This is a genomic window from Kitasatospora purpeofusca, assembly GCF_042691725.1.
Lineage (GTDB): Bacteria > Actinomycetota > Actinomycetes > Streptomycetales > Streptomycetaceae > Kitasatospora > Kitasatospora purpeofusca_B.
The window spans coordinates 7459558-7481553 of the sequence record NZ_CP170483.1; the positions used below are offsets into that span (position 1 = coordinate 7459558).

Sequence of the window (21996 nt, forward strand, 5' to 3'; positions counted from 1 at the left end):
CGTGCGACCGGTCCGGGTGCTCGTCCATCTCAACAACCTGGCCCTCGGCGGCGCCCAGCTCAACGCGGTCGACATCGCCCGCACCCTGCGCGACCGCGGCCACGACCCGGTCCTGTTCGCCCAGGGGGTGGCCGGCCCGGCGCCGCTGGTCGAGGTCGCCGCCGGGCACGGCCTGGACGTGGTGGTGGCGGGCGGCCCCGACACCCCGCACGCCGACGTGCGGCGCCGGCTGGGCCGGCTGGCCGCCGAGCACGGCAGCCAGCTGCTGCACGCCTGGGAGGTCCGGGCGGCCCGCAACTCCTACTTCGGGCCCGGGCGGTACGGCCGGCTGCCGGTGGTCACCACCTTCTACGGCATCCGGATGCTGCGCGGCCTGCCCCGGCACCAGCCGCTGGTGCTGGGCCTCGGCGCGCTGATGGGCGACGGCCGGGCCTTCGGCCACCGGGACGTCAGCCTCATCGAACCGCCGGTCAACACCGCCACGGACGCCCCCGGACTGGCCGACGGGTCGGCCTTCCGGCACGAACACGGCATCGGGGACGACGAGTTGTTGCTGGTCATCGTCACCCGGCTGGTCCCCGCGCTGGAGAAGGACGCCGGCGCGGAGCTCACCGTTGACGCCGTCCGGCAGCTGGACGACCCGCGGGTGCGGCTGGTGATCGTCGGCGCCGGCCCCAGCCTGGAGTCGCTGCGCATCCGCGCGGCCGCCGTCAACGCGGCGCTCGGCCGCCGGGCGGTGCTGGTCCCCGGCCAGCTGGCGGACCCGCGCCCGGCGTACCAGGCGGCCGACGTCGTCCTCGGCATGGGCGGCTCGGCGCTGCGCGGCCTCGCCTTCGGCAAGCCGGTGGTGGTGCACGGCGCGGCCGGGTACACCGCCGTGCACGAGCCCGGCCCGCTGGTCGAGCCGCACGCCTCGCGCTGCATGTACGGCTTCGGCGACGGCTCGCGCGCCCCCGGGACGCTGGCCGCCCAGCTGCGCGGGCTGCTCGACGACCCGGCGCGCCGCGCCGATCTGGGCGCCTGGGGGCGGCAGTGGGTGGCCGGCCGGTTCTCGCTGGAGAGCGTCACCAGCGCCTTCGAGGACCTCTACACCCGGGTGCTGGCCCGGCCGGGCCGCACGGTGGGCTGGCTGAAGGACCTGGAGCAGATGACCCGGTACGAGTTCACCAAGCCGGCCGCCCTGCGACTGCTGGGGCGGTGAGCCGGCCGGGATCGCGTCGCTGGTCGACGACTTCCTCCTCCGCACCCGGAAGCGGCCGCGGGGCGCGGGGAGTTCAGCCGCGGCGCAGCACCAGCGTGACGAAGCCGGGCGTCCCCCGGTAGCCGTGCAGCCACTCGGTGCGGTGCAGGGCGGCCGACGCCCGGGCGTCCGCGGCGTCCGGGTCGAAGGGCCGGCGCGAGTGCCCGCCCCAGGAGGGATGCCACCGACCCGTCGGAGAGCGGCGCGGCGATCGGACGGTGGGCGTGCGCGAGCCGGGAGACCGTCCGTCCGGCCAGTGCGGCCCACCCCGGTTCAGTACGTCCGGCCCTTCCAGGCGGCGCCCCTGCCCCGCCAGTGCTGCACCGCCGAGTCGACCGTCATCAGGAGGTAGAGCGAGGCCGTGAACGGCAGCAGCAGCGCCGCCGCCGGCGGGCGGCCGTAGTAGCGCAGCATCGGCACGAAGGTCCCCGCCATCAGCGCCCAGGCCGCCGCGCCCGCCGCCGCCACCGGCCGGGCGCCCGCCACCAGCCCCGCCACCGTCGCCACCGGCGGCACCAGGTAGACGAGCGCCAGCCCCAGCACCGTCCCCAGCAGCAGCACCGGCGAGTGCCGCAGCTGGGCGTACGCGCTGCGCGACACCATCCGCCACAGCTGCGCGAGGCGCGGATACGGCCGCACGCTGTCCACCTGCTCGGCCAGCCCCAGCCAGGTCCGGCCCCCGGCCGCCTTCACCGCCCGGGCCAGCGACACGTCGTCGATCACCGCGCCCCGGATCGCCGCCACCCCGCCCGCCCGCTCCAGCGCCTCCCGCCGCACCAGCGAGCAGCCGCCCGCCGCCGCGGCCGTCCGCGCGCCGGGCCGGTTGCTCCACCGGAACGGGTACAGCTGGGCGAAGAAGTACACGAAGGCCGGCACGATCAGCCGCTCCCAGCCCGTCTCCACCCGCAGCCGCGCCATCTGCGACACCAGGTCCAGCCGGCCGCCCTCCGCCGCGGCCACCAGATCGGCCAGCGAGTCCGGCCCGTGCGCGATGTCCGCGTCGGTCAGCAGCAGGTACTCGGCGTCCGGCCCGGCCAGCTCCACCCCGTGCCGCACCGCCCACAGCTTGCCCGTCCACCCCGGCGGCAGCGGGGGAGGGGTGGCCACCGTCAGCTCCAGGCCCCCCGGGGCGGCGAGCGAGCGCGCCAGCGCGCCCGTCCCGTCCGAACTGTGGTCGTCCACCAGCACCACCCGGGCCCGCCCCGGGTACTTCTGCGCCAGCAGGCTCGGCAGCGACACCGGCAGCACCTCGGCCTCGTCCCGGGCCGGCACCACCACCGCCACCTGCGGCCAGCGTGCCGGCGGCCGGTGCGGCGGCAGCCGGACGTCGGTGCGCCAGAACAACCCGTGGCAGCCCGCCAGCCAGAGCCAGACCAGCAGGGAGAGCGCGGCGATCCACAGCAGGACGGTCACCCGGGCAGTCTGCCGCACCGGAGGCCCGTCGGGGGCCATCGACTAAAGTCTTGACCCGTGAAGATCGCACTGATGGACTCGGGAATCGGCCTGCTGGCCGCCGCCGCCGCACTCCGGGCGCTGCGTCCGGACGTCGATCTGGTGCTCTCCTCCAACCCCGCCTCGATGCCCTGGGGCCCCCGCACGCCCGAAGAGGTCACCGAGCTCGCCCTCGGCTGTGCCCGGGCCGCCGCCGCGCACCGGCCGGACGCGCTGATCGTCGCCTGCAACACCGCCTCGGTCCACGCGCTCGCCGCCCTGCGCGCCGAACTGGAGCCCGCGCTGCCGGTCATCGGCACCGTCCCGGCGATCAAGCCGGCCGCCGCCCTCGGCGGCCCGGTCGCCATCTGGGCCACCCCCGCCACCACCGGCAGCGCCTACCAGCGCGGGCTGATCCACGACTTCGCCGGGACGGCCGCGGTCACCGAGGTCGCCTGCCCCGGGCTCGCCGACGCCGTCGAGCACGGCGACGAGGCGGCCATCGAGGCGGCCGTCGCCGCGGCGGCCGCCCGCACCCCGGCCGGCACGGCGGCCGTCGTCCTCGGCTGCACCCACTACGAGCTGGTCGCCGACCGCATCCGCGCCGCCGTCGCCCCGAGCGCCCTGCCGTCGCTGACCCTGCACGGCTCCGCCGACCCGGTCGCCGCCCAGGCCCTGCGCCGCGTCCTCGACCCCACCCGCGAGGGCACCGCCACCCTCACCGTCCTCCACGCCGGCACCCCCGCCACCCTCCCTCCCACCGCCCTCGCCTACCCCCAGGCCCTCCCGCTCACCGCCCCCATGGCCTGACTCGCTCGGCGCATCGCCGGAGGCCCTGTCTCGGCGCCTTGTCCTATCCCAGGCCGTGCCGCTCACCGCCCCCACGGCCTGGACCCGCTCGGCGCACCGCCGGGAGGCCATGTCCCGGTGCCTTGGCCTATTCCCAGGCCGTGCCGCTCACCGCCCCCACGGCCTGGACTCGCTCGGCGCATCGCCGGTGCCCCTGTCCCGGCGCCCTGGCCTGCCCCCAGGTTCTCCCGCTCACCGCCCCCATGGCCTGACTCGCTCGGCGCATCGCCGGTGCCCCTGTCCCGGCGCCCTGGCCTGCCCCCAGGTTCTCCCGCTCACCGCCCCCATGGCCTGACTCGCTCGGCGCATCGCCGGTGCCCCTGTCCCGGCGCCCTGGCCTGCCCCCAGGTTCTCCCGCTCACCGCCCCCACGGCCTGACTCGTCCGGCGCACCGCCGGGAGGCCCTGGTCCCGGTGCCTTGGCCTATTCCCAGGCCGTGCCGCTCACCGCCCCCACGGCCTGACTCGCTCGGCGCATCGCCGGAGGCCACGTCCCGGCGCCCTGGCCTGCCCCCAGGTTCTCCCGCTCACCGCCCCCATGGCCTGACTCGCCCGGCACACCGCCGGAGCCCCTGCCCCGGCGTGCCGCGTGGGCGGGGAGGGCCGCCGCCGCGCCCTCGCCGCCGGCCCGGCGACGCTGCTGCTGTCCCGTCGACGGGCTGGTCGCCGGTTGGTGTGGCCTTGTTCGGGCGTGTTGGGTCGGTGGTGGGCCCGGACTCCGTACGCCGCCGCCAGCCCGGCGGGGCCGCTGCCGCTGTCCGCAACGTCCGTCGACGGGCTGGTCGCCTGCTGGTGTGCTCTGTTCGGACGTGTTGTGTCGGTAGTGGGGGCCGGAATCCGTATGCCGCCGACGGCCCGGCGACGCCGCTGCTGGCCGCAGTGCCCGCTGACGGTCGGCCGCCTGCTGGCGTGGCCCTGTCCGGGCGTGTCGCCAGGGCGGAGAGGGTTCGACCTCTCTAGGACCTCCAGCGGCCCGGCGGTCCCCTCGCCTATCCGGCTGCCGCCGTTCGCGCCGCCCGTGGGCTCACCTGTCAGGCGTGGCTTGCGCCGCAGTCTGCTGGGGGCGCGGCCCTCGCCCGGGTCGTAGCTGGAGGCGGCTGCTGACGCGCGGGGAAGGAAGCCGCGGCTCCCACTGGTCTCGGCCGCCCGGGTTCCCGTGGCATCCGCCCCGGCCGCGGCGACTCGTCAGGGGCGATGCCGAGGCGCGCGTTTCGCGGCCGGTTCAGGATCGGCGGCAGGGCGGCTGCGGGGAGGGTGGCGCGCCTTCGGCCTACGGCTCGGCGGTTCCCGCCGGGCGGGTTACTGCTGGGGGCCTCCCCGGCCTCTGGTCCGTAACCCGTGAGGCGGCGGTGCCACGGCAGGGCGGCTGTGGGGAGGGTGGCGCTCTTTCGGCCTACGGCTCGGTGGTTCCCGTCGGGCGGGTTACTGCTGGGGGCCTCCCCGGCCTCTGGCCCGTAGCCCGTGAGGCGGCGGTGCCACGGCAGGGCGGCCGCGGGGAGGCTGGCGGTCTTTCGGCCCATGGCTCGGTGGTTCCCGCCGGGCGGGTTACTGCTGGGGGCCTCCCCGGCCTTCGGCCCGTGACCCGCGAGGCGGCGGTGCCACGGCCGCAGCGGTACGGACGGCTGCCGTGGAGCAGGAAGTCGGCCGGTCCGACTTCTGGCGGCGGGCGTGCTGCTGTGTGGTGGCTGGTGGTGGGCTGTAGCGGGGGGTCTGTGGTGGTGGCGCAGGAAGTCGGCGGGCGCGCCGTGGTGGGGGAGGCGGCCGGGCCGGGGTGCGCGCAGGAAGTCGGTGGGGCGACTTCCTGCGCGGGGGAGGGGAGGGTCAGGCGGCCTGGCCGCGCCAGCGGCGGTAGGCGGGTTCGAGCCCGGAGAGGATGGTGTCGAAGCGCCGGGTGCTGGTCGTGGAGTCCACCTGGAGCCGACTGATCTGGAGAGGGTGGGAGGGGAGCCGGGGGCCGAGGCGGTGGTCGGAGAGGAAGCCGAGCCGGTAGCCCAGCTCCTGCAGGACGGTTTCGGCCCGGATGTCGTGGCCGCCGTCGGGGTAGGCGAAGGCGATCGGGGGCTCGCCGAGCCAGCGGGTGAGGGCTTCGTGGGCGCCGGTGATCTCCGCGCGGACGGTGGCGTCGTCGCAGCGGCCCAGGCACGGGTGCCCCTGGGTGTGGTTGCCGATGGCGACGCCGCCCTCGCGCAGTGCGACCAGGTCGGCGGGGGTGAGCTGGTCCTGGCCGGGCGGGCGCCGGTCGGCGCTGACCCGCAGTTCGTGGAGGCTGCGCCGGCGGTCCGGGTCGGGCATCGCCTTGAGCCGGCGGAGCAGTTGCGAGGGGTGCCCGCAGTCGAGGGAGCGGGCGCGCCCGCCGTGCCGGGCGAGGAAGTCGGCCTCGTGCCACCAGAACGGCTTCTCGGTGCCGATCAGCTCGGAGATGACGAAGGCGGCGGCCGGGATGCCGCGTTCGATCAGCGCGGGCAGCGCATGGGTGAGGACGCTGCGGTCGGCGTCGTCGAAGGTCACCAGCACGCTGCGGGCGGGCAGTGGGCGCCGTTCGGTGACGGCCTGCTGCACGGCGGCCAGTGAGACGGGGGTCGCGAGTCTTCGGAGCCGGTCCAGCTGGGCGCCGAACGAACGGGGGTCGGTCACCCCGTGGTAGGCGAGCACGGCGAGCCGCTGGGCCGCCCGGGCGCGGAAGAGCGGCTGGACGGGGGCGAACCGCAGCCACTCACCCCGCGCGTCGGCGGGGTGGCCGCCCGGTCGGTCGGCCGGCTCGGGCTCGGCCGGCAGGCGGACGGGGGCGGAGCAGGTGCGGGTGGCGGTGGACCTCAGGGCCCGGCCGCCCGGCGGAAGGACGGCGGGCGGGCGGACGGTCGGTGGCCGGACGGTCGGCGGGGTGACGATCGGCTGCCCGTCGGTCGTCACGGCGGCGGGCCCGGGCGGTGCGGCGGTGGTCGGCGGGGGCCGCAGATCCGACAGGGCGGTCACCACGGCCCTGGTCCCGGCCGTGGGGCTGGAGGTCGATGTCGTGGAATGGGACTGCGGCACGGTTCCCCCTCGGTCGCCGATGCGGCGTGGCGGTACCGCCGGAGGACGGAGCCCGGCCTCCGACTCCAGGGCACGGCGGCTCCGCCCCCTGGGTATGTCCGGCCCGCGGCGGGGACTCCCAACCCGCACCGCGGACGGCTCCTGGATCGCTCAATGTAATGGAGACAGCTACGCCCCGTTGAGGGTTGTACCGGACCGGCAAGGTTTTTTCGCAGATCGGGAACGATTCCGGGACGAGTCCGGAACGGGTTCGGGACGGGTTCGGGACGCCTCCGCAACACCGTGCCGAACACCGGCCGTTCCCCGTCGCGACCGTCACCGACCGTGTCCGCCCGATCGCGTCCCGCATGCTGCCCGCGCGGCGGCGCCGGGGTACCTTGGGCTCATGGCAGATGCGGAACGTGATCACTTCCACCCGCACGGCGCGACCCGGATGGCCCGGTACTGTCACGGCGGCCCGCTGGTCACCCACCAGGTGCCGCTCGCGCTGGTGGGCCTGGCCTGCCTCGCGCTGGGGATCGTGGTGGCGGTCGTGGTTCCGGACAGTGACGGTCCGGCCTGGGCGATGGCGGTGGCCGGCTGCCTCGCGGCCGGCGTGCTGCTGCTCGGCCGGATCGGCTTCGCGCTGTTCCGCCGCCGCCGCGCGACGGCCTGAGCGCGTACCGCGCGCCACCGGCGGACCACGCACGGACACGCACGGACACGGACGGACGAGGACGGGGCCGCTCGGGCACCGCTCACCCGATCGAGTCCAACCGGTCAGATCGGCCGGTTTTCAGCCCATCTGCCAACTCCTTCTCGCTTCTTTCACAATTCCGGGGCACCAGCCCCACAGTTCCCCCTACTGTGATTCTCGTCCGGGGCGCCAACAGCGCCGGATGCGAGGCCACTTGACGGTGCCGGGGAGGGCGCCGCAGAGGGGGGAACGATGAGCGGCACCGCCGCGCCCGGAACGGCCCCGGTCGGTGGGGGGATCCGGGCCCGGGTGAAACGCCAGCTGGCACGCCGGGTCGGGAACAGCCCCGGCGAGGGCGCCACCGTATTGATCTACCACCGGGTGGGCGGTGGGAGCCCGGACGAGCTGGACGTGTCCGCCGCCGACTTCGCCGCGCAGGCCGACCTGCTCGCCGCGCTGCCGCCCGGACGGGTGGTCTCCCTCGACGAGGCCACCGACCGGATCGAGGCCGGGCGCCGCACCCCGGGCGTCGTCCTCACCTTCGACGACGGCTTCGCGGACGTCTACGACAACGCCTGGCCGCTGCTGCGCGAGCGCGGACTGCCCTTCACCGTCTACCTGGCCAGCGGCCACGTCGGCGGTGAGATGCGCTGGGAGGGCTCGACCGCCAAGGCGGCCGGCGCCCCCGCGCTCAGCTGGGCGCAGCTGAGCGAGATGACCGCCTCCGGCCTGTGCACGGTCGCCAACCACACCCGCACCCACGCCCGCCCCGAACTGCTCTCCACCGCCGAGCTGGACGCCTGCAACGACGACGTCGAGGAGCACCTGGGCGTCCGTCCCCGCCACTACGCCTACACCTGGGGCGTGCCGGTCCCGCACATGGAGCCGGCCCTGCGGGCCCGCTTCCGGACGGCGGCGACCGGCGAGGTCGGCCGCAACACCCCCGGCGTGGACCCGGTCCGGCTGCGCCGGGTGCCGGTCCGCCGCACCGACCCGATCGACTTCTTCCGCGCCAAGCTGCACGGCCGGCTGATCCCCGAACTCGCCTACGCCCGGATCGTCGCCACCGCGAAGGCGGTGGGCGCCCGTGCCTGAGAGCCGGATACCGCCGCGGCTGCGCGGCCCGCGCGGCCGCCCGCTGCGGGTCGCCCACCTCACCACCGTCGACATGAGTCTGCACCTGCTGCTCGCCACCGAGCTGAAGGTCGACCTGGAGGCCGGCTTCGAGACGTACGGGATCAGCGCGCCCGGCCCGTACGTCCCCCAGCTGGAGGCGATCGGGGTGCGGCACGAGCCGCTGCACGCGCTCACCCGGGCCTGGGAGCCGCGCGCCGACGCCGCCGCCGCCCGCGAACTGCTCGCCGTCCTGAGCCGGATCCGCCCGGACGTGCTGCACACCCACAACCCGAAGACCGGCGTGCTCGGCCGGGTCCTCGGCCGCCTCGCCCGCGTCCCGGTGGTGGTCAACACCTGCCACGGGCTCTGGGCGCAGGCCCACGATCCGCTCGCCAAGCGGGCGTTCGTGCTGGGCGCCGAGGCCTTCGCGGCCCGCTTCTCGCACGCCGAGCTGTACCAGAACGGCGAGGACCGCCGCACCCTGGCCCGCGCCGTCCCGGCCCGCCGCTCGCGGGTGGTCGGCAACGGCGTCGACCTCACCCGTTTCGCCACCGACCCGGGCGAGCGCGCCCGCACCCGCGCCGCCCTTCGGGCCGAACTCGGCGTCGGGCCGGACGAGTTGTTGGTCGGCGGGGTCGGCCGGAGGGTCGCCGAGAAGGGCATCGGGGAGTACGCCGAGGCGGCCCGCGCGCTGGCCGGCAAGGCCCGGTTCGTGTGGATCGGCCCGGACGACCCGGACAAGCCGGACGCCCACGGCGCCGAGTCCGGCGTCGCCTTCCTCGGCCCGCGCGGCGACATGCCCGCCGTCTACGCGGCCCTCGACGTCTTCGTGCTCCCCTCCTACCGGGAGGGGTTCTCCCGCTCCGCCATGGAGGCCGCCGCCGGCGGCCTGCCGATGGTGCTCAGCGACATCCGGGGCTGCCGCGAGATCGGCACCCACGACGAGCACCTGCTCCTCGCCCCGCCCGGCGACGCCCGGGCCCTCACCAGCGCGCTGGACCGGCTTCTCACCGAGCCCGGCCTGCGCGAGCGCCTCGGCGCCGCGGCCCGCCGCCGCGCCACGGCGCAGTTCGACCAGCGCGCGGTCGCCGCCGTCTCGCTGGCCACCTACGCGGCCGTCGCCCGCGCCAAGGGACTGCCCTGGACGGTCGGCTGAGCCCGCCCACGACCACACCACCGCATCAGGGGGAAGGACCGTCATGAAGCGAGGGGGGGACCTCGCGATCACTGTCCTGGCCGGGATCGTTGCGATTCCGCTCGGCCTGGTGATCGCCCTGCTGATCCGCTGCACGACGGGCGGACCGGTGCTCTTCCGACAGACCCGGACGGGGCTGCACGGAAAGGAGTTCGAGATCCTCAAGTTCCGCACCATGCGGGACAGGCGTTTCCCGGAGGAGCCGGACGCTCCCCGGATCACCCGGCTCGGGGAACTGCTCCGCCGGACCAGCCTGGACGAGCTGCCGCAGCTGTGGAACGTCGTGCGCGGCGAGATGGGCGTGATCGGGCCCCGGCCCACGCTGCCCGAGCAGGTCGTCCACTACTCCGGCCGGCAGCGCGGCCGGCTCGACGTCCGGCCCGGCCTCACCGGCTGGGCCCAGGTGCGGGGCCGCAACTCCATCACCTGGCCCGAGCGGATCGAGCTCGACCTCTGGTACGTCCACAACCGTTCGCTCGGGCTCGACCTGCGGATCCTGCTGCTGACCGTCAAGGTGCTGCTGCGCCCGGCCGGGATCACCGCGGCCGGCGGCGTCAACCCGGGCTTCCCGGCGCCCACCGAGCCCACCGAGCCGGCCGACACCGGCGTGCCGGTGGCCGCGGGTGCGGGTGCGGGCGCGGCCGAGCAGCCGCCCGCCGTGATCGGCCTGCCCCGGCAGAGCACGGCTCCCCGGCAGGGCACGGCGTCCCGGTCGGCCCCGCCGGTCCGCACCGCGGCGGTCCACGCGGCCGTCGAGGAGGCGTCCTGACCGCCGGACCGGGCAGGATGGCCCCCGTGCCCTCCGCAACCGCCCCTCGCGGGCTCTGGATCGCCGGCGCCGGGGGCGTCGGCCGCGAGGCGCTGGACACCGCGCTCGCGGCCGGCGTCCCGGTCGCGGGCTTCCTCGACGACAGCCGGCACGGCGCCACCGTCCGCGGCCTGCCGGTCCGCAGACCCGCCGAGTTCGACCCCGGCGCCCGCTACCTGGTCGGGATCGCCGACCCGGCTGTCCGCCAGCGGCTCGCCGCCCTGCTGGACGGCCTGGGCGCGGAGCCGGCCACCCTGGTCCACCCCCGGGCGCTGATCGCCCCGGACACCGTGCTCGGCCCGGGCTGCCTGGTGATGGGCGGTGCCTATGTGTCCAGCAGCGTCCGGCTCGGCGCGCACAGCCAGGTCCACTACAACGCGACGGTCGGGCACGACGCGGTGCTGGGCGAGCGGGTGACGGTCTATCCGGGCGGGAACGTCTCGGGCGCCGTCCTGCTGGCGGACGGCGCCACGGTCGGCTCCAACGCCGTGGTCCTCCAGGGCCGCAAGGTCGGCGAGGGCGCCTTCGTGGGCGCGGCCGCCGTGGTGACCAGGGACGTGCCGCCCGGCGAGGTGGTGGTCGGCTCCCCGGCCCGCCCGCTGCGCAAGGACTGACCGGGCGGCGGGCCGACCGGGCGCCGGACGATCCGTCGGCCGGCGGCCCGCGTCCGGATAGGGTGCGGGCCATGGCCATTCCCGAGTTCCTCGCCGACCTCCGCGCCGTGGTCGGCCCCCGCATGCTCTGGCTCAGCGCCGTCGTCGCGGTCGTCCTGGACGACGACGGCCGGGTCCTGCTCGTGCAGCGCGTCGACGACGGCTGCTGGGCGCCGCCCGGCGGCATCCTCGACCCGGGCGAGCAGCCCGCCGACGGCGCGGTCCGCGAGTGCCTGGAGGAGACCGGCGTGGTCGCCGTCCCGGAGCGGCTGTTGACGATCACCGTCTCGCCGGAGATCACCTACCCCAACGGCGACCTGACGCAGTACCTGGAGGTCGTCTTCCGCTGCCGCCCGACGGGCGGCGAGGTCCGGCTGGACGAGGACGAGACGCTGGCGGTCGGCTGGTACGCCCTGGACGCGCTGCCGCCGATGGGCGAGAAGGAACTCGCCTGGATCCACCGGGCGGTGGCCGGCCACACCGAGGCCGCCTTCCAGTGGAACGGCGCGCTGCTGCCCTAGCCGGGGCGGGCCTCAGTGGCCGCGGAACCAGGCCGCGGTCCGCTCCAGGCCCTCGCGCAGCGGCACCGGCGTGACGTCCGGGAACAGGGCGCGCAGCCGCGCGTTGTCGGCCTGCGAGTCCCGGACGTCGCCGGGCCGCGGGTCGACGTGCGCCACCTCGACGGGGTGGCCGAGCACCGACTCCAGCTCGCCGATCAGCTCCAGCAGCGAGGTGCGGGTGCCGAAGGCGAGGTTCACCGGGTCGGCGTGCACCACCCGGCGCAGCACCGCCTCGGTGATCACCTGGGTGACGGTGCCGACGAAGGTGAAGTCCCGGCTCTGCCCGCCGTCCCCGTGCACGGTCACCGGCCGCCCGGCCAGCGCGGCGTCCAGGAAGGCCGGGACGACGGCCGCGTAGGCGTGCCCGGCGGGCTGCAGCGGGCCGAAGACGTTGAAGAACCGCAGCGGGAGCACACCCAGCCCGTAGCAGTGGTGGTAGGCCGCCAGATAGGACTCGGTGGCGAGCTTGCTGACCGCGTACGGGCTCATCGGCGCGGTGCGCATGGTCTCCCGCTTGGGCAGCTCGCGGTTGGCGCCGTAGACCGAGGAGGAGGACGCGGCGGCCACGTACAGGCCGCCGGCGCGGCGGGCCGCCTCCAGCACCTCCAGGGTCCCGGTGGCGTTGGCGTGGTGGCTGGCCAGCGGGTCGGCCACCGAGCGGGGCACGGAGGGCAGCGCGGCGAGGTGGACCACGGCGTCGGCGCCGGCGAAGGCCTCGTCCAGCAGCGCGGGATCGAGGATCGTGCCCTCGTAGAGCACGGCCCCGGTGTCGGCCAGGTTGCTCTTCCGCCCGGTGGAGAGGTCGTCCACGACCCGGACCTGGTCCACCTCGGGCCGGGCCAGTAGGGCCCGGACCAGATTGGCCCCGATGAATCCGGCTCCGCCGGTGACGACCACGCGCATGGCTGAGGTTCCCCCCTCACGACCACCCGGCCCCTCGGCCGGCCCTGCGCCGATGCTAGCCGTGTGGTCACCCGTGGTGGGCCGGAACCCCGAGAACGGCCGGAAGCGGCCGCGCACGGGCCGGGGCGGGCCGCGGACGGGTGGTCAGCCCTTGGGCTGGCGGTACGCCTCCTCGGCGGCGTCCAGCACCGCCGCGAGGTCGCCGCCGGCCGTGGCGGTGGCCACCGCGGCCACCGCGCCCTCGACGAACGGGGCGTTGGCGAACCGGACCGGGAACGGCAGGCCGTGCTCGTCGGCGTCGGCGAGCAGGGCCCGGACGGTGGTCACCGCGCCGCCGAGGTCGGCCAGGACGACCACGCCGTGGCCCTGGTCGACCCGCCGGGTGGCGGCGGCGACCAGGACGGCGCTGATGCCGGGGCCGGCCACCAGGTCGCCGCCGGTGGCGGCGACCGGGGCGGCGGAGTCGTCGCCGCCCAGCGCGAGGGCGAGGGTGCGTACGGCGTCGGCGAGTTCCTGGCTGTGCGAGACCAGGACGACGCCGACCCGGCCGTGCGCGGGCGGGCGGCCCGCCCCGGGCCGGGGCAGCGGTGCGGGCGGGGTGCGGGGCGCCGGGGGGTGGGCCGAGGGGGCGTCGGAGATGGGGATGACATCGGCGCGGGTGCCGTCCCGACGACTCATCGGCTGCTCCTCGGGGCGCTCGGTGGGGAACTCGGTGCGGAACTCGGTGCGGAACTCGGCCGGGAACCGGGTCGCGACCCGGTCGCGGACTCGGTGGGGGGCTCCCCACACTCTGGCAGTTCGCCCGCCGCCCGCCCGTACGGGACACGCGCCCGGCGGGGGCGGGCCGGGGCCGCCGGCGGCCCGTCGGCCCCGGTCGGGGGAGTCCTGCCGATCCCGCCGCCCGGGGCCGTGCGGGTGACTAGGCTGGGGCCGTTCAGGCCGTCGGGAGGAGAGACCAGCAGTGGCAGCCAACAGCGTGACCGGAGTGGAGTCGACCGGGGCGCAGGCCCCGGGAACGGTGGGGGTCGGCGCGAACGGGAAGCCGAAGGTGGACTTCACCGGGGCGACCTGGCTGTGCAGCAGCCAGGGTGTGGGCGACGTCCAGATCGCCTTCGTGGACGGCTACATCGGCATGCGGGACGGCCGTCAGGAGGACGGCCCGGTCCTGGTGTTCACGCCCGGGGAGTGGCGGGCCTTCGTGCTCGGCGCGCGGGACGGCGAGTTCGACCTCACCTGACCGGATCCGGCCGGACGCCCAGCGAGGGCGTCCGGCCGGAACCGAAGGTCTCCGTGGGTCATCGTTCCGATCACATTTGAACGTGCCCTGTCATGATTTCTGTTGACTGCTGGACAAACGCAGCTCAGAGTATGAGCACAGGCAGACGCCGTGCCCACCGCCCCCACGCGGCCAGACACGGCGCCTGCTGTGCGACCCGGCAGCGCTGCCGAGTCTCCTCCCAGTCATCCCCTGCGCACCGGGGGTGCGTCGGCCGGTCCCGGCCCACAAGGGGCCGGCAGTCGCCGGGAGGATGGCACCGAGGCCGAGAGCTACTCGGACGACGGTGCCGTTGCTCGGGACCCGCACGCCCCCACGCGGCGGCGTCCCGAGCAGATCCGCGGGAGCGACGGGCCGGGGCCCCGCGGACCTTGCTTGTGATGCATGGAACTGTTGGCTTGTGTGCTGTGCGGTGTGCGACGTCGAAGCTGGGTGCTCGGCGGATCGGCACGACGGTATGCACAGTGAGGGAAACGCGTGTAGGGCCGCGTTGCGACATGCCGTCCCCCCGAAGGGTGAAACCCAGAACGGCTGTCGTGCTGAACCGAACGTAGCCCGGACGGTTGCTCAGAGTCAACATTGGTCTCTGAGCGTGGATCTCCGTCCGGTGCCCCACCCACCCCGTGAGGGCGGTGTGCCGGGCACGTACGATGTTCCCATGTCTTTTCTCCGCCGTCGCTCCGGTCAGCCCACCGGCCCGGACTTCGACGTGCTCGCCATGGACCCGGGCGACTGGCCCGGCGACTTCGGTGCGGCCATGATGACCGGCCCGGACGGCTCCTGCCAGGGGATTTTCCTGCGCTACGACCTGTTCGGCGGCAGAGGCCCGGCGATGTTCATCGGCAACCTCCCCGAGGGTTCGCCGGCCCGGGACACCGGCGACAGCGTGCCCTTCGAGGTGCGCCAGCTGCTCGCGGCCCTGGGGGACGAGGAACCGGTCGAGTTCGTCTCGGCGGAGGACTTCCCGGTCATGCTCGGGGACGACCTGCTGATCGTGAAGAAGGTCAAGGTCAGCGAGGGCCGGGTCTTCTGTGCCCAGTTCGGCCGGAGTGACGGTGTGCAGGTCACCATCGCCTCCTGGGACCGACCGATTTCGGACGACCTCTACCAGTTGCTCAAACCGCTGCCCGCGGACATGTTCCAGCAGGGCTGACGGGTTCCGGAACCCCGCCCCGAAGGGCAGGGTTCCGCTTCCCGTTGCGGGACTCGTCGCCCTTGCGCCACCCCGCTCGTTCCGGGCCCCGGACGCTGCTTGACGGCCTCGATCACGGCTTCGTAAAGTCGCGGACATGTCGTGTCGTCCCCTGCTGCTGACCCGTCGCAGCTACCTCGACCTGCGACGCACCGCCAGCGCGGCGTGTCCGGGCCACTGAGGGGGATTCGTCCCCGAGGCGGCGGGCGGTCGGCCGAGCGGCCGGCGCCGGTCCGGGGGCGGGTGTTCCGCTGAGCCCGGGTTCCGGGGGCGGGCGTTCCGCCGACTCCGGGGTCGCCTACCGGTACCGCGCGCCCGTCCCGGCGTGTCGAGGAGTCAGAGCCCACGCTGCCGCCCGGAGGCACCAGCCCCATGAGCATCATCGCTGCCGACCAGCCGTCCGCCGCCCCGTCCCCCGTCGAGGCCGCCCTCGCCGGGCTGCCCCGGGTCGTCGACCTGCTGGCCGCCCGGGCCGAGGAGCACGACCGCGACGCGACCTTCCCCTACCAGGGCATCGAGGCCGTCCACGAGGCCGGACTGCTCACCCTGACCGTCGACCGCCGGTACGGCGGCCCCGGCGGAACGCTCGCCGACACCGTCCAGGTCCTGTCCCAACTCGGGCGCGGGGACGCCTCGGTGGCCGTGGTCACCGCGTTCACCCTGCTCCAGCACGCCGAGCAGGCGCGGACGGCGAACTGGCCGACGGCCGGCTACCGGCGGCTGCTCACCGAGTCCCGGCGCGGGCCGGCCCTGGTCAACACCCTGCGGGTGGAGCCCGGCGGCCGCAACGGCGAGCCGCCGGCCACGGTGGCCCGGTGGGACGGCACGGACTGGCGGCTCACCGGCCGGAAGACGTACTGCACCGGCGCCGAGGCGCTCGCCTGGCTGGCGGTGACCGCCCGGACCGACGAACCGGAGCCCCGGACCGGCACCTTCCTGGTGCGCGGCGAGAGCGACGGCCTGGAGGTCGACCCGACCTGGGACCAGCTCGGCCTGCGGGCCAGCGCCAGCCACGACGTGGTGCTGGACGAGGTGCGGGTGCCCGCCGAACTCGCGCTCGGCCTGAATCCGCCGAGGGGTGGCGCCGGAAAGGGCGCGGGCGGTTCCGCCGCGCGCCCCGGTTCTGCCGCGCGCGCCGCCGCCACTCCCGCCGCCGGGGTGGTCCCGGCGGCCGAACTGGCCCGGGCCTGGCACGATCTGGCGCTCTCCGCGGTGGCCGTCGGGGTCGCCCGTTCGGCCCAGGACTGGCTGGTCCGGTTCCTGCACCAGCGAACTCCGGCCAATCTCACCGAGCCGCTCGGCAGCCTGCCCCGCTACCGCAGCGCGCTGGGCGAGATCGAGGCCCAGCTGATCGGCGCCGAGGAACTGGTCCACGGACTGGCCCCCCGGGTCGACCGGGCCGAGCCGGACGCGGTCGCCCGGACCGGCCCGGCCCACCTGCTGGCCACCCGGGCGGCGATATCCGCCGTCCAGCAGGCCGTCTCGCTCACCGGCAACCCGGGGCTGAGCCGCCGTCACCCGCTGGAGCGCTACCTGCGGGACGTGCTCAGCAGCCGGGTCCACCTGGCCCCCGACGAGGCCGTCCTGGAGGCCGCGGGCCGGGCCGCCCTGGAGCGCGGCGCCCGGCACTGACCGGGCGCCGGCGGCCGGGCGGCCTCACCGCGTCCCGACGGCGGCCCGGACCGCGCGGCGGGCCAGCGCGGCGTCGTCGTACAGCCGGCGGATCATGATCCGCTGCTCCTCGCCGGCGCCCGGCACGTCGTACAGCCGGATCTCGCGCATCAGCACCAGCACCAGGTTCACCAGGAACGCGTCCCGGGCCAGGGTGCCGCCGCTCTGGGCGAGTTGGCTGATCTGGCGACGGGCCGCGGTGTCCCCGGACAGCACGCTCCAGAGCACCGCCAGGTCGTAGCCGGGCAGGTACCAGCCGGCCTGCTCCCAGTCGACCAGGACCGGACCGGACGGCGCCAGCAGCATGTTGCTGAGCAGCGCGTCGCCGTGGCAGAGCTGGAGCGGGGCGTGCCCGAGGCCGTGCAGCAGGCCGCGCAGGTCCCCGGCGTCCCGGTCGGTGAGCTGGCCCACCGAGTGGTAGCGGGCGATCTCCAACTGGTAGTCCAGCCGTGGCTGGAACACGTCGGTCGGCGGCCGCCACAGGTTGAGCGTCCGGACGGCGGTGAGCAGCGCCCGGACCTCGCCCGGCGTGGGCGCGTTGGCCGGGTGGCGCTCCCGCGCGGCCGGGCGGCCGGGCACCCGCTCCATGACGAGCACGCAGCGGTCGTGGTCGGCCGCCACCAGCCGGGGCAGCCGCACCGGCGGGCGGTGCCGGACGAAGGCCCGGTAGACCGCGACCTCGTGGTGGAAGTCGGCCGCCAGCTGGTCGAAGTACTCGCTCCGGACCGCCTGCGGGGCGAGGCACTTGGCCACCACCGGTGCCCGGCCGATGGTGCCCGCCACCAGGATGTGGCGGCTCCCCTCGCGCAGCACCTGGCGCGGGGTGAACGCGGGACATATCCGCGAGACCCCGGCGAGCGCGGCCCGCACGGACGGCGTCTGCAGCGCCGAGGGGTCGATCCGCTCCTGCGCCGCGGGCTGGCCCGGCCGGGTCGGCGGGCGCAGCAGCCGGCCGTCGCCGGGGCGGGCGGCGGGGATCCGGGCCCCGGGGACGCGGGGCCCGGCCGCAGCGGCGGTCTCGGGCGAGCGGAGCCCCAGCGCGGCCCGGGCGGCCTGGACCCGGGGGTCCGCGGGCCGGCCGTCGGCGGCGCGCGGCGCGACCGGCCGGGACGGCGGCGGGCCCTGCTTCGGGCCGGGACGGCCGGCCGCTGCGGTGGGTGGGCGCAGCGCGGTCCGGGTCGCGGTCGGCGTCGGGGAGGTCGCTGAGGAGTACATGGGGTGAGGGAAGTCCCTTCCTGGTCCGTCTCGGATGCCCCCCGCGGGGGCGGGGGAGGGCCGGTGCCGCCGGTCTCCTGGTCCGGCGGCGGGCCCTGTTCGGTCAGGCGGGTGGTGCGCGGGCGCCGGGCACGGACGCCGGGGCCGGAACCCCGTGCTGCGGCGGTGGACCGGCCGTCCGCACCCTGGGGAATGCGGTCGGCCGGTTCTGCCGTGGCCGTGCCCGGCGCCCCCGCGCCACCCGGCCGCGCCACCCCCTCGGGCGAGGAACCGGGGACGCCCCGTGACCCGTGCGGGGGAACCCCGAACCGGCCTGGGACGCCGCCCGACCCGGGGGCGAGGTGGCGCACCTCTACATCACACCCGCACGACGGTGGTTGGTAATGTGGCGGACCCTGGCGAAGCCTGGCGAATGCTCGCCGCGCGCATGACGGAAGCTCTAGCCTCGGATCAGCCGAGGAACCTGGGGGCTTCACGTGAGCAGGGGACCCAACACCCGACTCGCCGATCTGTTCGTCCTGACCGGATGGTCGAAGGGCGAGCTGGCGCGGCTGGTCAACAGGCGCGGTGCCGCGATGGGGCAGCAGCAGCTCTCCACCGACACCTCGCGGGTGCGGCGGTGGATCGAGCAGGGGGAGATCCCGCGCGATCCGGTGCCGAGGGTACTGGCAGCCGTGTTCACGGAGCGGCTCGGCCGTGTCGTCACCACTGAGGACCTCGGTCTGGAACGACACCGGCCCACCAGGACCGGAGCGGCGCAGTCCGCCACCTCGTCGCCGTGGGAGCCGGATCGGACGGCCGCGGTCCTCACCGAGTTCACGGGAATGGACCTCATGCTGAACCGACGTGGATTGGTGGGCGCGGGAGCCGCGCTCACGGCCGGGGCGGTCGTCGCCGACACGCTGAAGGGCTGGCTGGGCGGGGACGCGGTCGCGTACGCGGCCTCGGTGCCCGGACCGCGGCCGGTGGTCACCCAGGGCGGTGCCCGGCCGGCGGTGGACCTGTACGACGCGGGCCCGGTCGGGTCCGACGAGGTGGACGCGCTGGAGCACTCGGTGCAGGTGTTCCGGGCCTGGGACGCCGCCCGCGGCGGCGGCCTGCAGCGCAAGGCGGTGGTCGGCCAACTCAACGAGGTGGGAAGCCTGTTGACGCACCGCCACAGTCCGGCCGTGGAGCGGAGGTTGTGGCTGGTCGCGGCCAACCTCGCGGTGCTGGCGGGCTGGATGTCGCACGACGTGGGGCTGGAGCCGACCGCGCAGAAGTACTTCGTGCTCGCCGCCGAGTCGGCGAAGGAGGCCGGCGACCGGCCGCGCGCGGGGGAGGCGATCTCCCGGGCGGCGCGCCAGATGGTGCACCTCGGGCGGGCCGACGACGCGATCGACCTGATGGAGGCGGCGCGGGCGGGCGGCGGCCGGATGCTGCCGAGGACGCGGGCGATGCTGAACACCGTCGAGGCGTGGGCGTACGCGTCGGTCGGGCAGTCGCAGGCGACCTGGCGGCTGCTGGGCGAGGCGGAGGACCTCTTCGCGCAGGAGCCGGACGGCCCGCCGCCGTCCTGGATGCAGGTCTTCGACGAGGCGGAGCTGCACGGGATGCAGGCGCTGGTGCTGCGCACGCTCGCCGAGCACGACCTGTCGGCCGCCGCCGAGGCCCGCCGGCATGCCGAGCAGGTGATCCGGCTGCGCGAGGGGACCGGCCGGCTGCGCTCGGCGCTGTTCGACCGGATCACGCTGGCCTCGGTGCACTGGCTGACCGGGGAGCCGGACGCGGCGGACGCCGAGGTCAAGAGGGTGCTGGGCCTGATCGGCCAGAACTCCTCGCACCGGACGTGGGACCGGCTGCGGGAGATGTACCGGCTGACCGCGCGCTACCGGGGGGTGGCGGTGGTGGACGAGCTGCGGGACGAGCTGGGGCGGGAGCTGCGGTCGGTCGGGGTGAAGAACCGGCCGCTGTTCGCGTAGGCCCCGGCGGCGGTCACGGGCAGGGGTCCGCCGGGCGCAGCAGCATGCGCAGGGCGGTGACGGTGCCGTCGGTGCCCAGGACGGGCTCCCCGGCGCACTCCACCGTGCCGTGCCCGCCGCCGGGGTGGCGGACCCGGAGGGTGCCGACGGCGTACCGGCCGTGCACCAGCGCGTCGGTCATCATCCGGCGCAGCTGCGGCCGGTCCGCCTCGCTCAGCCGGTCGGGCAGCCGGTCCAGGCTGAGCGGGCCGTGGCCGGGGTCGCAGCCGAGCAGCCGGTAGGCCTCGGCGGACCAGCGCACGTCGTCGGTGCGCAGGTTCCATTCGGCCGCGGCGACCGTGTCGCGGCCGGGCGTCGGTGTCATGGGCATGGCGTGTCCACTTCCGTTCGCGGCGGTCGGCCGACGGTGGGAACGACTGTCGCACAGCGGTCCGACACCCGTGGGTGATTTGGACAGAACGCCGACAAAGTTCCCCCGGCATATGCCACTGCGCACAAAGGGTCGGTCGCCCTGTGTGCGACGGGTCGCCCGAGGCGGTAACCTTCGGTGATTCCGGCGCCCGGGCGCCCACCGCAGTACCGACCACAGACCCCGGCGACGGAAATCCCGTTGCCACTACGACCGCCGCAACGGATGCTGACCTCATGTTCGAGCCAGTGATAGCGCCCAGTGCCAGCCTCCTCGGCCTCCTGCAGCGAGGTCGCGGTGACGGGCAGCTCCATGCGCTGGCCGCCGACCGCACCGAGGCCATCACCGCGTTGGAGGAGTGCGTCACCAGGGATCCGCGAGCCGACTGGCAGGTCGAGAACCGCTCCCTCTACTACGCGCGCCTCTACATGGAGCTGGAGGCGCCGCTCGACGGCGTCGAGGACCACCTCCACTCCCCGGAGGACCTCCTCGACGAGGACGAGGCCCGCACCGGCCTCGCGCTCTCCGTCCTGGGCCACCTCGCCGCGTACGGCCGCAGGGACGCCCTCCTCATGCTCCGCGAGTACGCCGCGACCGGCACCAACTGGTCCTGGGCGCTGGACGAGCTGGCGCTGCGCGACGACGACCGCGGCCTGCTGCTGCTCGGAACGGCCGTGCTGGACCGCTTCGCGCCGGGCCCCGAGGGCGACGCCGAGCTGCGCGAGACCATCCGGGGCGCCTACGAGCCCCGGCCCTGGCGGCTCTGGGCGGCGTACCACCCGAGAGTCGCGGCGGCCAGCGAGCAGTCACCCTTCGACCTGTGGCAGCGCCAGCTGAACCGCGGCGGCGTCACCCCCGGCTGGTCCACCGCCGACGTACTGGCCTGGGCCGACCAGGGCGACCTCGGCGGCCTCGGCGCCGCCGCCTTCGCCGGCGGCCCGGTCCGCCCCGAGGCGCCGGCGTCCCGCGACGCCGACTCCCCGGCCCGCCCCGACGCGGTGGACCGCCGCGCCGCCGCGGCCGCCCGCTGCCTGGCCGCCGTGGTGCGCCCCGAGGACCGCGCGGCCGTCCTGGAGGCGGCCCGGGCCGGCCTGCCCGGCGCCCGCCGGGCCGCCCTGCGCCACCTCGTCGACCAGCGGGACCCGGCCGCCGCCGGCCTGATCGAGGCGGCCGCCGCCGAGGTGGACGACCGGATGGTCCGGTTCGCCCTGGAACTGCTCGGCCGGATGCGCGGCCCGGAGGCGCTGGCCCAGGCCCGCCGCTGGGCCGACCCGGCCACCGGCGGCGCCGACAGCGCCCTCGGCGAGGCCGCCGTGCGGCTGCTGGCCGACGCGGGCGAGCCCGCCGACGGCCCGCTGGTGGTGACCGGCCTGCGCCGCTGGGTCTCGCTCCACGGGGTGTCCGGGGCCGACGCCGGGCTCGGGACGCTGGTCGACGGCGCGGGGCGGCTGGCCGCCGCCGGGGCCGTCCCGGTCCTGCGCCACATCTACGGGGAGGCCGTCTCCTCGGAACTGCGCGGCCGCGCCGCCCGGGCGCTCGCCGTGACCGACGTGCACTTCCCCGAGGGGCCGGCCGTCGAGTGCCTCTGGGACTGCGAGGAGTCCACCCGGGAGCTCGCCGCGAGGCACGTCGCCACCACCGGCGACGCCCGCGTGCTGGAGCGCCTGCGCCGCCTCGCCGCCGACCCGGCCGAGGAGGCCGAGGTCCATGCCGCCGTCCGGGGCCGGCTGACCGCCGCCCGCGAGCGCCGCCGCTAGCGCGCGCCGCCGCGCCTGCGCGCGAATGCGACGAAGCGGGCCGGTCCACCGT

19 protein-coding genes are annotated in these 21996 nt (G+C 76.0%); 13 read left to right on the forward strand and 6 right to left on the reverse strand.

Annotation, left to right across the window (positions count from 1 at the left end; genetic code table 11):
* The first annotated feature begins 1 nt into the window (after position 1).
* A complete protein-coding gene (locus ACFCLZ_RS32225; RefSeq protein WP_380281413.1) occupies positions 2-1201 on the forward strand; it encodes a glycosyltransferase family 4 protein in 1200 nt (399 codons plus the stop codon).
* A 312-nt stretch (positions 1202-1513) separates the two neighbouring features.
* On the opposite strand, the gene ACFCLZ_RS32230 is transcribed toward ACFCLZ_RS32225, so the two are convergent.
* Complete coding sequence (locus ACFCLZ_RS32230; RefSeq protein ID WP_380281414.1) at positions 1514-2692, reverse strand: glycosyltransferase; 1179 nt, start codon at positions 2690-2692, stop codon at positions 1514-1516.
* Between the two features lie 18 nt (positions 2693-2710).
* Between ACFCLZ_RS32230 and ACFCLZ_RS32235 the strand changes: the two genes are divergently transcribed.
* Entirely contained in the window at positions 2711-3481 is a 771-nt protein-coding gene (locus ACFCLZ_RS32235) for a glutamate racemase (RefSeq protein ID WP_380281415.1), read from the forward strand.
* A 1859-nt stretch (positions 3482-5340) separates the two neighbouring features.
* On the opposite strand, the gene ACFCLZ_RS32240 is transcribed toward ACFCLZ_RS32235, so the two are convergent.
* Complete coding sequence (locus tag ACFCLZ_RS32240) at positions 5341-6492, reverse strand: polysaccharide deacetylase family protein (protein ID WP_380281416.1); 1152 nt, start codon at positions 6490-6492, stop codon at positions 5341-5343.
* A gap of 445 nt (positions 6493-6937) precedes the next feature.
* On the opposite strand from ACFCLZ_RS32240, the gene ACFCLZ_RS32245 reads away from it, so the two are divergent.
* The 6 genes from ACFCLZ_RS32245 to ACFCLZ_RS32270 all read left to right on the forward strand — a co-directional run bounded on the left by ACFCLZ_RS32245 (position 6938) and on the right by ACFCLZ_RS32270 (position 11521).
* A complete protein-coding gene (locus tag ACFCLZ_RS32245; RefSeq protein WP_380281417.1) occupies positions 6938-7207 on the forward strand; it encodes a hypothetical protein in 270 nt (89 codons plus the stop codon).
* A gap of 273 nt (positions 7208-7480) precedes the next feature.
* A complete protein-coding gene (locus tag ACFCLZ_RS32250) occupies positions 7481-8323 on the forward strand; it encodes a polysaccharide deacetylase family protein (protein WP_380281418.1) in 843 nt (280 codons plus the stop codon).
* Positions 8316-9500, forward strand: a complete 1185-nt coding sequence (locus ACFCLZ_RS32255) for a glycosyltransferase (RefSeq protein WP_380281419.1) — start codon at positions 8316-8318, stop codon at positions 9498-9500. The genes ACFCLZ_RS32250 and ACFCLZ_RS32255 overlap by 8 nt, the downstream gene beginning before the upstream one ends.
* A gap of 43 nt (positions 9501-9543) precedes the next feature.
* Positions 9544-10308, forward strand: coding sequence for a sugar transferase (locus ACFCLZ_RS32260; RefSeq protein WP_380281420.1), 765 nt, complete (start codon positions 9544-9546; stop codon positions 10306-10308).
* Between the two features lie 26 nt (positions 10309-10334).
* Positions 10335-10961, forward strand: a complete 627-nt coding sequence (locus ACFCLZ_RS32265; RefSeq protein WP_380281421.1) for an acetyltransferase — start codon at positions 10335-10337, stop codon at positions 10959-10961.
* A 71-nt stretch (positions 10962-11032) separates the two neighbouring features.
* Positions 11033-11521: an NUDIX domain-containing protein gene (locus ACFCLZ_RS32270; protein ID WP_380281422.1), complete on the forward strand. Its 489-nt coding sequence runs from the start codon at positions 11033-11035 to the stop codon at positions 11519-11521.
* A gap of 12 nt (positions 11522-11533) precedes the next feature.
* On the opposite strand, the gene ACFCLZ_RS32275 is transcribed toward ACFCLZ_RS32270, so the two are convergent.
* Both ACFCLZ_RS32275 and ACFCLZ_RS32280 read right to left on the reverse strand, forming a co-directional pair.
* A complete protein-coding gene (locus tag ACFCLZ_RS32275) occupies positions 11534-12463 on the reverse strand; it encodes an NAD-dependent epimerase/dehydratase family protein (RefSeq protein WP_380281423.1) in 930 nt (309 codons plus the stop codon).
* Between the two features lie 144 nt (positions 12464-12607).
* Complete coding sequence (locus ACFCLZ_RS32280) at positions 12608-13252, reverse strand: PTS-dependent dihydroxyacetone kinase phosphotransferase subunit DhaM (protein ID WP_380281424.1); 645 nt, start codon at positions 13250-13252, stop codon at positions 12608-12610.
* A gap of 229 nt (positions 13253-13481) precedes the next feature.
* Between ACFCLZ_RS32280 and ACFCLZ_RS32285 the strand changes: the two genes are divergently transcribed.
* From ACFCLZ_RS32285 to ACFCLZ_RS32295, 3 genes are all read left to right on the forward strand, one after another.
* Positions 13482-13700 carry a DUF397 domain-containing protein gene (locus ACFCLZ_RS32285; protein WP_380286354.1) on the forward strand — a complete coding sequence of 73 codons (219 nt, stop codon included), beginning with the start codon at positions 13482-13484 and terminating at the stop codon, positions 13698-13700.
* A 697-nt stretch (positions 13701-14397) separates the two neighbouring features.
* Complete coding sequence (locus ACFCLZ_RS32290; RefSeq protein WP_344329109.1) at positions 14398-14892, forward strand: hypothetical protein; 495 nt, start codon at positions 14398-14400, stop codon at positions 14890-14892.
* Positions 14893-15303: 411 nt separating this feature from the next.
* Positions 15304-16563, forward strand: coding sequence for an acyl-CoA dehydrogenase family protein (locus ACFCLZ_RS32295; RefSeq protein ID WP_380281425.1), 1260 nt, complete (start codon positions 15304-15306; stop codon positions 16561-16563).
* 24 nt (positions 16564-16587) lie between these two features.
* Here ACFCLZ_RS32295 and ACFCLZ_RS32300 read toward each other — a convergent pair whose 3' ends face one another.
* Positions 16588-17817, reverse strand: a complete 1230-nt coding sequence (locus tag ACFCLZ_RS32300) for a phosphotransferase (RefSeq protein ID WP_380281426.1) — start codon at positions 17815-17817, stop codon at positions 16588-16590.
* A gap of 476 nt (positions 17818-18293) precedes the next feature.
* Here ACFCLZ_RS32300 and ACFCLZ_RS32305 point away from each other — a divergent pair, with 476 nt between their 5' ends.
* Positions 18294-19778: a hypothetical protein gene (locus tag ACFCLZ_RS32305; RefSeq protein WP_380281427.1), complete on the forward strand. Its 1485-nt coding sequence runs from the start codon at positions 18294-18296 to the stop codon at positions 19776-19778.
* A gap of 13 nt (positions 19779-19791) precedes the next feature.
* Here the strand turns inward: ACFCLZ_RS32305 and ACFCLZ_RS32310 are convergent, their stop codons facing one another.
* Positions 19792-20142, reverse strand: coding sequence for a PAS domain-containing protein (locus tag ACFCLZ_RS32310; RefSeq protein WP_380281428.1), 351 nt, complete (start codon positions 20140-20142; stop codon positions 19792-19794).
* A gap of 281 nt (positions 20143-20423) precedes the next feature.
* On the opposite strand from ACFCLZ_RS32310, the gene ACFCLZ_RS32315 reads away from it, so the two are divergent.
* A complete protein-coding gene (locus tag ACFCLZ_RS32315; RefSeq protein ID WP_380281429.1) occupies positions 20424-21944 on the forward strand; it encodes a HEAT repeat domain-containing protein in 1521 nt (506 codons plus the stop codon).
* The last annotated feature ends 52 nt before the right edge of the window (positions 21945-21996 follow it).